The sequence below is a fragment of the Nocardia sp. NPDC004123 genome (assembly GCF_053603795.1).
In genome coordinates, this window is record NZ_JBSGGG010000017.1 from 207,350 (window position 1) to 220,386 (window position 13,037).

14 protein-coding genes are annotated in these 13,037 nt (G+C 69.4%); 2 read left to right on the forward strand and 12 right to left on the reverse strand.

Annotation, left to right across the window (positions count from 1 at the left end; all coding sequences use genetic code 11):
• Positions 1-5 precede the first annotated feature (5 nt).
• The gene (locus ACWEQQ_RS25635) at positions 6-1,028 is read right to left on the reverse strand and encodes an Lrp/AsnC family transcriptional regulator (RefSeq protein WP_452349971.1); all 1,023 of its coding nucleotides are present in this window, start codon (positions 1,026-1,028) and stop codon (positions 6-8) included.
• A gap of 94 nt (positions 1,029-1,122) precedes the next feature.
• Here ACWEQQ_RS25635 and ACWEQQ_RS25640 point away from each other — a divergent pair, with 94 nt between their 5' ends.
• A complete protein-coding gene (locus ACWEQQ_RS25640) occupies positions 1,123-2,535 on the forward strand; it encodes a DHA2 family efflux MFS transporter permease subunit (protein WP_452349972.1) in 1,413 nt (470 codons plus the stop codon).
• A gap of 78 nt (positions 2,536-2,613) precedes the next feature.
• On the opposite strand, the gene ACWEQQ_RS25645 is transcribed toward ACWEQQ_RS25640, so the two are convergent.
• The 3 genes from ACWEQQ_RS25645 to ACWEQQ_RS25655 form a co-directional block, all read right to left on the reverse strand.
• Positions 2,614-3,066 (reverse strand): nuclear transport factor 2 family protein, encoded by a 453-nt coding sequence (locus tag ACWEQQ_RS25645; protein WP_452340404.1) that lies wholly within the window; start codon positions 3,064-3,066, stop codon positions 2,614-2,616.
• Between the two features lie 38 nt (positions 3,067-3,104).
• On the reverse strand, positions 3,105-3,986 hold the full coding sequence (locus ACWEQQ_RS25650; RefSeq protein WP_452350009.1) for a pyridoxamine 5'-phosphate oxidase family protein: 882 nt from the start codon (positions 3,984-3,986) through the stop codon (positions 3,105-3,107).
• A gap of 227 nt (positions 3,987-4,213) precedes the next feature.
• Positions 4,214-4,666, reverse strand: coding sequence for a VOC family protein (locus ACWEQQ_RS25655; RefSeq protein ID WP_452349973.1), 453 nt, complete (start codon positions 4,664-4,666; stop codon positions 4,214-4,216).
• A 153-nt stretch (positions 4,667-4,819) separates the two neighbouring features.
• Here ACWEQQ_RS25655 and ACWEQQ_RS25660 point away from each other — a divergent pair, with 153 nt between their 5' ends.
• Positions 4,820-5,341 carry a CGNR zinc finger domain-containing protein gene (locus ACWEQQ_RS25660; RefSeq protein WP_452349974.1) on the forward strand — a complete coding sequence of 174 codons (522 nt, stop codon included), beginning with the start codon at positions 4,820-4,822 and terminating at the stop codon, positions 5,339-5,341.
• Between the two features lie 16 nt (positions 5,342-5,357).
• On the opposite strand, the gene ACWEQQ_RS25665 is transcribed toward ACWEQQ_RS25660, so the two are convergent.
• From ACWEQQ_RS25665 to ACWEQQ_RS25700, 8 genes are all read right to left on the reverse strand, one after another.
• Positions 5,358-6,077, reverse strand: a complete 720-nt coding sequence (locus ACWEQQ_RS25665) for an APH(3') family aminoglycoside O-phosphotransferase (protein WP_452349975.1) — start codon at positions 6,075-6,077, stop codon at positions 5,358-5,360.
• 10 nt (positions 6,078-6,087) lie between these two features.
• Positions 6,088-6,279, reverse strand: a complete 192-nt coding sequence (locus ACWEQQ_RS25670; RefSeq protein WP_040859434.1) for a DUF3046 domain-containing protein — start codon at positions 6,277-6,279, stop codon at positions 6,088-6,090.
• Between the two features lie 112 nt (positions 6,280-6,391).
• On the reverse strand, positions 6,392-7,555 hold the full coding sequence (locus tag ACWEQQ_RS25675) for a glycosyltransferase (protein ID WP_452349976.1): 1,164 nt from the start codon (positions 7,553-7,555) through the stop codon (positions 6,392-6,394).
• 114 nt (positions 7,556-7,669) lie between these two features.
• A complete protein-coding gene (locus tag ACWEQQ_RS25680; protein WP_452349977.1) occupies positions 7,670-8,383 on the reverse strand; it encodes a PIG-L deacetylase family protein in 714 nt (237 codons plus the stop codon).
• A gap of 77 nt (positions 8,384-8,460) precedes the next feature.
• Entirely contained in the window at positions 8,461-9,612 is a 1,152-nt protein-coding gene (locus ACWEQQ_RS25685) for an ROK family protein (RefSeq protein ID WP_452349978.1), read from the reverse strand.
• Between the two features lie 25 nt (positions 9,613-9,637).
• On the reverse strand, positions 9,638-11,065 hold the full coding sequence (locus tag ACWEQQ_RS25690) for a sugar ABC transporter permease (protein ID WP_452340411.1): 1,428 nt from the start codon (positions 11,063-11,065) through the stop codon (positions 9,638-9,640).
• 13 nt (positions 11,066-11,078) lie between these two features.
• On the reverse strand, positions 11,079-11,852 hold the full coding sequence (locus ACWEQQ_RS25695) for an ATP-binding cassette domain-containing protein (RefSeq protein ID WP_040859440.1): 774 nt from the start codon (positions 11,850-11,852) through the stop codon (positions 11,079-11,081).
• A gap of 12 nt (positions 11,853-11,864) precedes the next feature.
• Positions 11,865-13,019: a sugar ABC transporter substrate-binding protein gene (locus ACWEQQ_RS25700; protein WP_379428320.1), complete on the reverse strand. Its 1,155-nt coding sequence runs from the start codon at positions 13,017-13,019 to the stop codon at positions 11,865-11,867.
• Between the last annotated feature and the right edge of the window lie 18 nt (positions 13,020-13,037).

The window sequence follows — 13,037 nt, forward strand, 5'->3', positions numbered from 1 at the left end:
GGCAATCAGGGCAGCACCGCGAGTTTCTGCGCGTCGACCAGCGTCTGCGACTGCTTGAACACCCGCAACGCCGTCGTCACCTCGATATCCCGGAGGCCGGGCAACGCACCGAGCCGTTCGGTCACGTACCGGTACAGATGGGCATTGTCCCGGCAGACCAGCGACGCGGTCAGGTTGGCCGGCCCGGTGATCGCCGCCAGGTAGGCGACCTCCGAATGCTCCGAGATGGCCTTGCCCACCTCCTCCAGCCGCGCCGGATCCACCCGCATCCACAGCACCGCGCGACACGTGTAACCCATGAGCTGCAAAGCGAAGTCGAGATCGAAGTAGAGCACGCCGGACTCGATGAGCTCGCTCATCCGCCGGGCCACCCGGGTCGCGCTCCAGCCGGTGGCGGCCGCCAGCCGCGCGTAGGGCGCGCGCCCGTCCCGAGCCAGGATGGCCATCATCGCCTCGTCCTCGCGCGACAGCGTGACCTGGGTTTCCGGACCCACGGGCTCCCACATCGGCGGCCGCGGGCCGAGCTCGCGCAGCTGCTCCGCGGTGAAGAACCGGTCGTAGCGGGGCCACTCCTCGGGGAACGGAAACTGCCGCATCACCTCGTGCACGGTCAGCCCGACCACCGAACTGGCGCGCGGAATCACGCGCAGCAGCAACTCGTCCCGCCGCTCGATCGACCGCGTGCGGCCCGCGCACATGATCTCGAAACCACTGGTCAGCAGCGACACCCAGCTCAATTCCGGTACCCGCGCGAGGGATTCGGCCAGGGCGACGGTCTTGGCGGGCGTCGAGGTGATGCGCATGACCCAGCGCGGCTGCCCCAGCGGCACCGTGTTCACCTGGCCCGCCACATGAATCATGCCGCGCGAGCGCAGTGACCGATACCGCCGCGCCACCGTCTGTTCGGAGACCCCGAGGATCGCCCCCAGCCGTGCGAACGGGATGCGCGCATCGGTGACCAGGCCGTGCACGATCTGTTTGTCGAGCACGTCCAGGACGGAGGAATCATCCAGCTCTTCCTCGAACATAGGAGGAATCTACCGCATCGACTCGGATAGCTAGCTGGATCCAAGCGCCTATCCCATCCTTGGGGACGAAATCGTTCGTTCTCTGGAGGTTCTCATGCGGAAGTGGTTGCCACTCTTCGCCGCGTGCCTGGGCTCACTGATGCTGCTCATCGACGTCACCATCGTGAATGTGGCACTGCCGGACATCGCCGCCGACCTGGGCACCGGCCTGTCCGGGCTGCAATGGGTCATCGACGGCTACGCGCTGGCGCTGGCCGCACTGCTGCTCATGCTCGGCTCGCTCGCCGACCGGTTCGGCGCGAAACCCACCTATCTGATCGGCCTGGCCCTGTTCGCGGCCGCCAGCCTGGCCTGCGGTATCGCCGGGTCGGCGGGCGTGCTGGTGGCGGCGCGCGCGGCGCAGGGCATCGGCGGCGCGGCCATGCTGGCCACCACACTGTCGCTGCTGCACGCCACGTATACCGGTCGTGATCGCGGCATCGCCTTCAGCGCGTGGGGCGCGGTCTCGGGCGCGGCGGCCGGTATCGGCGTGGTGCTGGGCGGCGTGCTGACCGATCTGCTGTCGTGGCGGTGGATCTTCTTCGTCAACCTGCCGATCGCCGTGATCGCGATCGTGTTGTCCGCCTTGGCATTCGGGCCGTCGCCGCGGCACGCGGACCGGCGCATCGACGTCGGCGGGATGCTGAGCTTCACCGTGGCGGCGACAGCCGTCACCTACGGCATCATCCGGGGCGGCGAGCACGGCTGGGGTGATCGCGGGGCGGCGGTGGCACTGATCGTCGGCGCGTTCTCGCTGATCGCGTTCATCGTGCTCGAATCACGCAGCGCAGCACCGATGTTGCCGCTGCCCCTGCTGCGCAGCGCGGGCTTCACCGCGACGCTGATCGCCGCGGTCGGCATGAGCTTCGCCGCCTTCGCGTCCAGCCCGCTGGTGTCACTGTGGCTGCAGCAGTACCTGCACCTGACCCCGCTGCGGGCCGGGTTGTCGATGCTGCCGATGTCGGTGTGCGCCTTCCTGACCTCGGGCATCTTCGGCCGGTTCCTGCACGAGATGGCGCCGAAGTGGACGATCGGCGGCGGCCTGCTGGCGATCGGCGCGGGCAGCTCCCTGCTGACCCTCATCGACTCCGGATCCTCCTGGACCGCCGCGATTCCCGGCTTCCTGGTGATCGGTGTCGGCGTGGGTGTGATGGCTCCGCCGCTGATGGCGGTGGGCATGGCCGCGGTCCCGCCGCGTCAGAGCGGCACCGCGGCCGGTGCGATCAACACCGCGCGGCAGCTGGGCCTGGCGCTGGGAGTCGCGGTGCTGGGCACCGTCTTCCGCAACGCGAGCGATGCGCACCCGGTGACTCACGGCTTCGTGGACGGCCTGAACTCGGCGACGCTCACTGCGGGGGTCTTCGGAATCGTCTCAGCTGCAGTCGTTTTCGCTCTCTACACCCGCGTATCCCGCCCCACCCCCGAGACCCCCGTCCTCGGCCCGCCCGAGCCCGCGGCGGTCGCCTGACCGGAAAATCAAGATCAGGGAGCTCTCACGGTGGAATTCGCCCGAATTCCCCGCAGTGAGAGCTCCCTGATCTTGTTGTCACCGAATGGGGAAGCCCAGGGCGTCCTCGTCGGGGGTGCGGGGGCCGAAGATGCGGCGGTCGGACTCGGCGATGGGGACGTCGTTGATGCTGGCCTCGCGGCGGGACATGCGGCCGTCGGGGGCGAATTCCCAGAGTTCGTTGCCGTAGCTGCGGTGCCACTGGCCCTCGTCGTCGTGCCATTCGTATTGGAAGCGGACGGCGATGCGATTCTCGGTGCAGGACCACAGGTCCTTGCGCAGGGCGTAGCCGTTCTCCTTGGCCCACTTGCGCTTCAGGAAATCGACGATTTCGGCGCGGCCGGTGAGGAATTCGTCGCGGTTGCGCCAGACGGAGTCCTCGGTGTACGCCTGGGCGACCGTCTCGGGATCGCGCGTGTTCCAGGCATTTTCGGCAGCGCGGACTTTGAGCTTGGCGGATTCCAGGTCGAAGGGAGGCAGTGGAGGACGCATGAGGGAGACCTTTCGATTCGGTGCGGGTGGGCTGGGCGCTAGGGGTTGGCCGGGGACAGCTCGGGTTCGCTCCAGCGCAAGGGTGTGGCATTCGTGATTTCGACGACTTCGGTGAGGGTGAAGTCGATGGCGCATTGGGCACCGGCCGGGAAAGCGGCTTCCTCCCAGGTGATCTCGGCGGTCCCGGTGAGTTGCAGGGTGGTGCCGGTGCGCCAGTCGGGAATCAGGAGGCCGCAGCGCGGGTCGGCGGCGATATTGCCGAGGGTCATGAACATGGAGTTGCCGCGGTAATCGGGCCAGCGCAGGCGGGTCGGGGAAAGCACCTGCAGGAAGCCGGGATTGCCGCCGCGATGGGAGGCGTCGGCATTGCCGTCGACATCGGCGGACGCGATGAAGAACGCGTCGGCGCGGACGATGAGCTGCCGCTGAGACTCGTCCAGTGCGCTGGTCCGGCGCACCGTCGGAGCCCCGCCCGACGCCCACTCCTCGATCCCGCGGCGGGAGATGTACTTCGGGCAGTTCGAATACACCTGCTCGGTATCGATGTGCAGCCCGGTCGCGGTGGGTGCGATCACGCCATTGACCCGCATCCGCCGCCGCACTTGCGGCTGCAACGCGATCATGCCGACATGCCTTGTGCCGCGCAGCGATTCGGCGAGCGGATCACCGGCCACCGGCCGCGCCTCGACCTCGATCGCCCGCTCCCCGGAGGCGTACACGAACCCGGGCGGCCCCACCAACTGCCCCGCCCACATCCGCCCACCGTCATCCCCGGCGGCCACCACGATCATCGGCTGCTCCGCCAGGAATGCCGCCGCCGCGGCCGGGATATCAGCGCGGATCATCCGCCCGACCCGCTGAGCAATATCCTCCTGCCCCATGCGCCGCTGCACGGCCAATTCCCCAGGGTGATAGCCGATCCCGCTCGCCGTCACGGCACCCTTCGACATGGCGCCACCGGCAGTCACCGTGCCGGTGGTCGATCCGGGCTCGGAGGCCTGCGCGCCGGGCTTGTCCGTGGCCGATACTTTCCCGCCGTGGTGCGCATCGCGTGTCGAGACGGCGTTCATGTGAGCTCCCATCGGGCCGCCTGCGGAGGTGACCGGTCTTCTCGGGTGAATTCTGGTGCTGGTGGCTGTATTCCGGATCAGAAGAAGCCGCAGGTGGGGGCGGCGCCGGAGGGGGCCGGGGCGTGGTCGGCGCCGGAGGGGGCGTAGATCTCGAGGCGGATGCCGTCGGGATCGATGAAGAAGATGCCGCCGGAGGAGGCGCCCTCCCCATGGGCGACCACGCCGTCGTGGGCGAAGGCGACATTCAGGGCCTTCAGGGCGGATTCCGCCTCGCGGACCTGGTCGATGGTGTCCACCTGGAACGAGAGATGGTGCAGGCCGGGGGTTTCGGCGGAGAACTCGCCGTCACTCTGCTGCCAGAGGGTGACCTGCAGTTTGCCGTCGCGGCCGAGGAAGGCGAAGCGCTGGGCGCCCTCGCCGCCGGCGCCGAGCTGTTCGAAACCGAGGGCGCGCCGGTAGAAGGCCACCGAGCGGTCGAGGTCGGTGACATTGAGGCCGATGTGCCCGGTGGCGAGAACGGGTGCGGTCATGGGAACCCCTTCGGAAGATGTAACCATCGTAGTTCGTTTGACTAGTTAGAAACTAGCGGCGGCCAACACCTGCCGTCAACCCCTATAGTTTGTTTTGCTGGTTAGAAAGGAGTCGTCGGGCCGATGCGCGCACTACGGCGGTTACCCTCAGGCGTGCCAGAACCACGTCCCCACCTCGGTGAACCGCTCGCCCTGGACCTGCTCAACACCCGCTGGATCGCGGCGACGGGACACCAGGACCTGCTCACCAACGTGTCCGGGCTCCGCGGGTGGCTGGCCGACAACGACCTCGACCTGCCCGCGGACGAGGCGACGTTGCACGCGCTCGTGAGGACCCGGGAAGCGATCCTGCGCGCGGTCCGCGGCGAGACCGCCGACGACCTCAATACCGTCCTGGCACACGGCCGCATCCGCCGCGCCCTCACCCCGGACGGCCCGGCCGCGCTCCCCGAGGTCGCCGATCCGGCCTGGCTACCCGGCTGGCTCGCCGCCGACAACCTGCTCCACCTGCTGGCGAGCACCCCGGACCGCATCAAGCAGTGCGCGCACCCGCAGTGCATCCTGTACTTCCTGGATACGTCGAAGAACGGCACCCGTCGCTGGCATTCCATGGCGGCCTGCGGCAACCGCGCCAAGGCCACCCGGCACTATGCGAAGAAGACGCAGGCGGAGTAGGCGAACCCGCTGTGGCTCAGAACAATTCGTCGAGCAGGCGGTAGTAGGCGAGCCGCGCCGGATCGGGATCGGGCAGGCCGTAGGCGGCGAAGAAGGCCTCCACCTCGCCGGCGCCGAAGTCATCGCCGAGATCCCGTGCGGCCAACGCCAGATCGCGGTAGCGATCCGCGACCCCCAGCCGGCCCACATCGATGAGAATCCCGCCCGCCAGCACGTTCGGCGGCGTGTAATCACCGTGCGCCACAACGAGATCCTCGGCCTCGGGCCGTTCGGCGACCAGCTGTGCGTACACCTGCGCTGCCGTCCGTCCGAGATTGTCCGCATCGAAATCATCGACGTCGACCAGACCTTCGGCAACCCGCCGAGACGCCTCCGCCAGGGTGATGTCGAGCCGGCCGTCGAACGGACAGCCCGCCACCGGCAGCGCGTGCAACCGCCGCAACGTCTCGCCCATCAACATGCCCGGCGAACCCGGCTGCACCGAGGCCACACTCGGCACTCCCGCATCGACGAGCACCAGCGTGTCGTCCTCGAAGACCGCGATCTCCGGCACCGCCATCGACCGCTCCCGCAGCCACCGATACCGCGGAAACTCCGCCACCGCGACCGCACCATGCTTGACCCAATACGTTCCATTGGCCCGGACGACCCCGCCACTGCGCCCCTCGTGATCGTCCGACCACGCTGGATTCGGCCCGAGCAGCTCCGCCACGCGCGGCGGCAGCCGCAGCCTCATGCGGATCTGCTCACCATCGCGACTTCGGCACATCGAATTCCGCGCACAGTGCCCGCCACACGTCGCGGGGATCCACCCCCGCCTCGATGGCCTGGGCCCCCGTCCGCCCCATGGACGGCAGTACATGATCGGTCAGCAGCACGTCTCCCCGCGCCGTCCCGAACTCGGTATGCAACAGCTCCTGGAACTCCGTCAACCGCACGGCCGCGAGCCTACGCCACCGCCCCGCACCCGGGCCAAACCCAGCCGCGGCCACCCACCGCCTCCGACAAACCGCCTCGCGGTGTCCTACCAACCGGCGTCGCGAGCGAAAGTCAGACGGCGGGTGGGGATTCGACGGCGGCGTGGCAGATTTCGACCGGGTCGGTGACCACGGTGATGCCGGTGGCGGCGGAGTGGGCGGCGGCGGTGTAGGCGGGGTCGTCGAGGATGCGTTTGACGGCGTCCCGGACGGCTTCGGGGGTGACGGGGCGGACCAGGATCGAACTGCCCTGGCGCGCGGCGCGATTGGCGAGTTCCCACTGGTCGCCGCCGCCCGGGGCGGTGACGATGGGGACGCCGGCCAGCAGGGATTTGGCGAGCAGACCGTGGCCGCCGCCGCCGATCACGACCGAGGTGTGGCGCAGGATCTCGTCCTGGCGGCCCAAACCGGCTGTGGCCCAGGACGGGAGGTCGGCGGGCGGAGTGTCGAGCATGGAGACTGCGACCCGGACGCCTGCGCCTTCGAGTGCCTCGAGGGCGATGTCGACCAGGCCCGCCGTGCCGGTCTGGGCGGTCGAGGGGGCGACCATGACCAGGGGGGCATCGCCGGGCGGTAGATCCAGGATGTGGTCGGTCGGCTCCCAGAGCAGCGGGCCGACGAGGTGCGCATTCTCGGGCCAGTCGGGGCGCGGCACCTCGAGGGCGGGCAGGGTGGCGACCAGGCGGGCGGTCGGGCCCGGGTCCTCCGGTGGCAGGCCGATACTGGCGCGGGCCTGCTCGCGTTGCAGTCCCCCGCGCCGGATGGCCCGCGACGTCAGCCCGCGCAGGACCGAGTCCCGGGCGCGCCCGCGCATGCCCTCCCCCGCGGCGAGCCCACTCCCGATGGGCGGCAAGCCCTTCGACGGCAGGTACAACGGGTGCGGCGACAGCTCCACCCAGGGCAGCCGCAGCCGCTCCGCCGCCATCCCGCCCCCGACGGTGAGCACGTCCGACACCACCAGTTCCGGCAGCATGGCGCTCAGATCGGGCAGGATCTCGGTCGAAATGTGCGCGGCCCTTTGATGAATCCTGGCGCCCGCGTCACTGTCGTCGTCCTCGGCCCGGGGTGCGAGGCCCTTCAGCCGCCGCACCCCGATCCCGGCCTCCCGGGCCGCGTCGAACCACCGCGGGCTGGTGAACAGCACCGGCTCATCGCCCGCGGCCAGCAACCGCTGACACAACGCCATCGCCGGAAACGCATGCCCCGGATCAGGCCCGGCCACCACCGCTACTCGCACGGCCCCAGGGTGCCACACCCGACCGACGCCCCCGGCACCTTCACCCACTGTGGTGGCCCGTGTCACTCGACCACCAGCGCACTCGGCGCCGGGACCGGCCGTCGGGCCCGGCCCTCAGCCCGCGAAGTGGTAGAGCTCGAAGGTCAGGGCGTGGGCACCGGGAACGCCCTCCTTCGGGCCGGCGGTCATTTCCAGGACGGCGCGGGCCTGGGTTTCGGCCGGGTCGGGGCTGAGGGCCTCGAGGTAGCGGCGGTGGGCGGTGAGGGATTCGACGGCGGTCTCGAAGGTGTCGGTGACGTCGAGCCCGTGGCTGCCGTCCGGGACGCCGTAGACGGCGGCCCAGCGTGGCGACCAGGCGGGCAGCTCGGCGAGCTCGGGGTGAATCCATTCGTTGCCGGCGTCGGACACGGCGTCCAGGGCGGCGCGGCCGACGGCGCGGTGGTCGGCGGAGTTGGCGTAGCCGCGGACCCAGGTGTCGCCGAAGTTGAACAGCACCACCATGTCCGGGCGGTGGCGGCGGATGGCCGCGGCCAGATCCCGGCGCAGGGCCAGGGATTCCTCGATCCGCCCGTCCGGGTGCCCGAGGAATTCCACCTCGCTGACGCCGACGATCTTGGCCGAGGCCCGCTCCTCGTCTTCCCGCAGCGGCCCGCACTCGGCCGGCGGCAGCCCCGCGATCCCCGCCTCGCCGCTGCTGACCAGCACGTAGCGAATGGCCTTGCCCTGCCTGGTCCAGCGCGCGACCGCGGCGGCCGCACCGTATTCGATGTCATCGGGATGCGCGGCGATGACGATCCCGCGCTGCCAGTCCTCGGGAAGCTGCTCCATATCCTGCATTCAACACCAGCCGCCACCGCCCACACCTGGCCGACGCGAACTTCGCACCCCACCGCCACGCCGCGGCGTCACAGCATGGCGAGTACGCCCTCGAAGGCCGCTTCCGCCGCCCCGAGCAGCTTCAGATCCGGGCCCAGACGCGACTTTTCGATGCGAACCCCGCCGAAGGCACGGCTCACCATGCTGCGGCGGTGGACCTGATCGCGGACCCGCGCGATGGCCGGTTCGGGGAGCGCGGTGAAGAGGTCGCCGAGCACCAGCAGTTCGGGCCCGAGGATATTGACGACATTGACCAGGCCCAGGGTCATCCAGTCGAGGTAGTCGGCGAGCCTGGTTTCCCAATCACCGCGCAGCTCACGGAGTTCGGCGACGATCGCCCCGCGCGGGCCGTGCTCGGGCATGCCAAGGGCGCGGCACAGCGCGGCCTCGCCCACCTCGGTCTCCCAGCAGCCTTCGTTGCCGCAGTGGCACTTTCGCCCGCCCGGCCGCACCGTCATGTGGCCGATCTCGCCGAGATACCCCGCGGATCCGCGCAGCAGCGCGCGCTGCGCGATGAGCCCGCCGCCGACCCCGACATCGGCGGAGACGAAGACCGCATCGGCGGCCGTGCGCCCGACACCCCTGGCATGCTCTGCGAGCGCACCGAATTCGGCGTCGTTACCGACGGTGACGGGTAGGTCCAGCACCGCATACAGCCGCTGTCCCAGTGCCACCTCACCCCAGCGCAGGTTGGCGGCATGGTGCACCAGGCCGTCCGCGCGCCGCACCACACCGGGAACGCACACGCCTGCCGCCACCGGCCGCAGGCCCAGATCCTCCGCGAGCATGGTCGCCGATTCCGCGACGTGGGTGATCACCTCGTCCGGTTCCCGTTGCCGCCCACGCAGATTCCAGCTGTTGCGTCCCATGACCTGCCCGCCGAAGCCGACCAGCGCGATCCCCACGTGCTCGACCTGCACATCCACCGCCAGCACCACCGCCGCCTGTGGTTGCGGCAGCACCAGCAGCGAGGGCCGCCCGGCGCCGCGCGCCAGCCGCGGCACCTTCTCCTCCACCACCCCGTCCTCGGCGAGCCCGTCGACGAGCATCTTGATGGTGGACCGATTGAGCCCGAGCTCGACCGCCAGCGCCGCCCGGGTGGCGGGGCCTCCGATGTGTAGCAGCCGCAGGAGGCTCGACCGGTTGAACCGGCGCACCTCGTCCGGTCGGGCGACGGTCATGGACTCGGTAATACCATTGCGCGGCTCAACGGCCCGTTATCGCCACGCGGCGTCTCGAGAGCGCGTCGACGGTGGCGGCGAGCAGCAGCACCAGCCCGGTCACGATGGACACGACCGCCGCGGGCTGCCGCAGCAGGCCCAGTCCGTTCGACACGACGGCCAGCACCGCGCCGCCGATCACCGCGTCGGCCACCCGGCCCCGGCCGCCGAACAGGGAGGTGCCGCCGATCACGGCCGCGCCGACCGCGAACAGCAGGGTGTTGAGCCCGCCCGCCTGCGGATCGACCGAGCCGACCTTCGAGGAGTAGACGATGGCGCCGATCGCCGCACAGGCCGAGCAGATGACGAAAACGCTTGCCCGCAACTGGGTTACGTTGATGCCCGCGCGCCGGGCCGCCTCCAGGTTCCCGCCGACGGCATAGATGTGACGGCCGTAGGTGGTGCGGGTCAGCACATAGGTCCCCGCGACCAGCAGCACGAGAACGATCGGAACCACGTACGGCACACCGGAGATCACGATCAGCTTGCTGGGTGAACGATTCACGGTGAGCAGCGCCGTCACCGCGATCGCGAACCCGCTGAGCGCCACCACTTTCGCGACCACCAGCGGCGTCGGCGACGTGACCAGCCCGCGACGCCGGCGCCGCAGATGCCCGCCCAGCGTGACCGCCGCATAGCCACCGGCCGCCACCACGCACAGCACCCAGCTCCCGACCGTGGACAGATTTCCGTTCGCCACCGCATTGAGCACGTGCGAGGAATTGATCCCCAGCACCCCGCCCTCGCCGATGAGCTGCAGGATCACCCCCTGCCACGCCAGGAACAGCGCCAGCGTCACCACGAACGACGGCATCCCGATCTTCGCGATCAGGAACCCGGTGATGCACCCGATGGCCGCGCCCACACACACCGCGAGCAGCATCTCGATCCACGGATTCGCCTGAAACCCGATGACCGTCAGCACGATCCCCAGCACCGAGAACGCCACCCCGGGCCAGATCCGCAGCAGCCCCGCCAGGATCGCGGCCAGCACCAGCATGGCGTTGAACACGAAGAACACCGTGGATCCCATGCCGGTCAACAGGTTCCCGTTGTCGACGTAGTGCATGGCCAGCACCGCCCCCGCCACCCCGGACGCCGTGCCCGCCGACAGATCGATCTCGCCGATCAGCAGCACGAACACGATCCCGATGGCAATGATGGTCTGCCCCGCCCCCTGCGCCAGCAGGTTCGCAATATTGTTGAGCGAGAAGAACACATCCGACATCAGCGAGAACAACACCACCAGCGCGATCAGGCCCAGGATCGCGGGCAGGGATCCGATATCCCCGGCGCGCAGCCGGGCCGCGTAGTCGCGCACGGCTTCTCGCGTCGACCGGGTCGTGGTGTCGATCCCGAAGTCGGTGATGGCGGTACCCGGTTCGGCCGTCGCCGATTCCGAAACATTGGTCATAGCAGTGGCTTCCTCACAGCACCGCGGCTTCCGGCCGCGCCAAGCCCAGATCGCCGGAACGCCCGGCGGTGATCAACTCCACCACCTGGCCGGTGGTGACATCGGCGGTCCGCACCTGCGCGGCCATCCGGCCCAGGTACAGCACCGCGATCCGATCGGCGACCTCGAACACGTCGGCCAGGTTGTGGCTGATCAGCACCACCCCCAGCCCCTGTTCGGCCAGCCGCCGCACCAGATCCAGCACCTGCCGGGTCTGCGCCACCCCGAGCGCCGCGGTGGGTTCGTCGAGCAGCACCAGATTGCTGTTCCACAGCACGGCTTTCGCGATGGCCACGGTCTGGCGTTGCCCACCGGACAGGGCTGCGACCGGGGTGCGCACCGATTTCACGGTGCGCACCCCCAACGAGGCCAGGGTGCGCCGCGCCGCCTCCTCCATGCTCGCCTCGTCCAGCAGCCACGGCTTGCCGCGCTCCCGGCCGAGGAACATATTGGCCACGATGTCGAGGTTGTCGGCCAGGGCCAGGTCCTGGTAGACGACCTCGATGCCGAGCGCCGCCGCATCCTTGGCGCCACGCAGGTGTACGGGTTCGCCACGGAATCGCACCTCGCCGGAGTCGGCGGCGTGGATTCCGGCAACACATTTCACCAGCGTGGATTTGCCCGCGCCATTGTCGCCGACGAGTGCGGTGACCTCTCCCGCCGGCACGGTGAGGTCCACGTCGTGCAGCACGTGCACCGGTCCGAAACTCTTGTTCAGGCCGGTGATCTGGAGCAGCGGCTCACTCATGTCTCTCGATCCTCAGGCGATGCCAAGTTCGGTGCAGGCGGACTTCACGTCGCCCGAGCAGACGTCGGAGGCCTTCACGAAGCCCGAGTCCACCACCTGCTTGACCTCTGCCCTGGTGATCAACTGCGGTTGCAGCAGCACCGATTTCACGTCCCGCTTGCCCTTGGGATCCTGACTCACGCCCTGCGCCAGGGCATCCGCGGCCGCCTTGTCACCCTTGGCCAGGGCCACAGCGAGTTTCGCGGCGTTCTCGGCCTCCTCCTTGATGGGCTTGAACACGGTCATGTACTGGTCCCCGCGCAGCACCGCCTTGAGGCCGTCCACGGTGGCGTCCTGACCGGTCACCGGCACCTTGCCGTTGAGGCCGTTCTTCTTCAGCACCGTGATCACCGCACCGGCCAGGCCGTCATTGGCGGCGACCACGCCGTCGACCTTGCCGTTTGCGCCGGTCAGGATCTGCTCGAAGGTGGTGCCACCCTTCTGGTTGTTCCAGTCGTCGATGGCTTGGCTGCGTACCAGTTTCAGCGCGCCCGAGTCGTACAGGGGCTGGAGCACCTGCTCCTGGCCCTGGTGGAACAGGGTCGCGTTGTTGTCGGTCGGCGCGCCCTCGATCTCGACGACCTGCGCGCCCGGCTTGTCCTTCAGCGCGGTGGCCAGCCCCTGGCCCTGCAGGGCGCCGACCTTCACATTGTCGAAAGACACGTAGTAGTCGGAGGATCCGCCGAGGTTGAGGCGGTCGTAGTCGATGGTCGGGATGCCGGCCTGCTTGGCCTTGGCCGCGACCGCGCTGCCCACCTCGCTGTTGATGGAGGCGATGAGCAGCACCTTGACGCCCTTGGCGATCATGCCGTCGGCCAGGGTGGAGAATTTCTGGACATCGCCCTGCGCGTTCTGCACGTCGGCGTCGAATCCGGCCTCGTTCAAGGCTTTCTGCAGTAGCGGCTTGTCGAAGGATTCCCAGCGGGCCGAGGTGGCGGTCTCGGGGAGGATGACCCCGACCGTCCCATTGGCGCCGCCGCCCGATGGCGCACTCGACGAGGAGGTCGTGCTGCTGGAATTGGATCCGCAGGCGGTGAGGGTGAGCAGGCCGGACAGTGCGAGCGCGGCGGCGGCGTAACCCCGTCGGCGTCCGGACTTCGTCGGCGGGAGCGCGCTTTTCGTCCTCATCAGGGTGACCTTTCACGC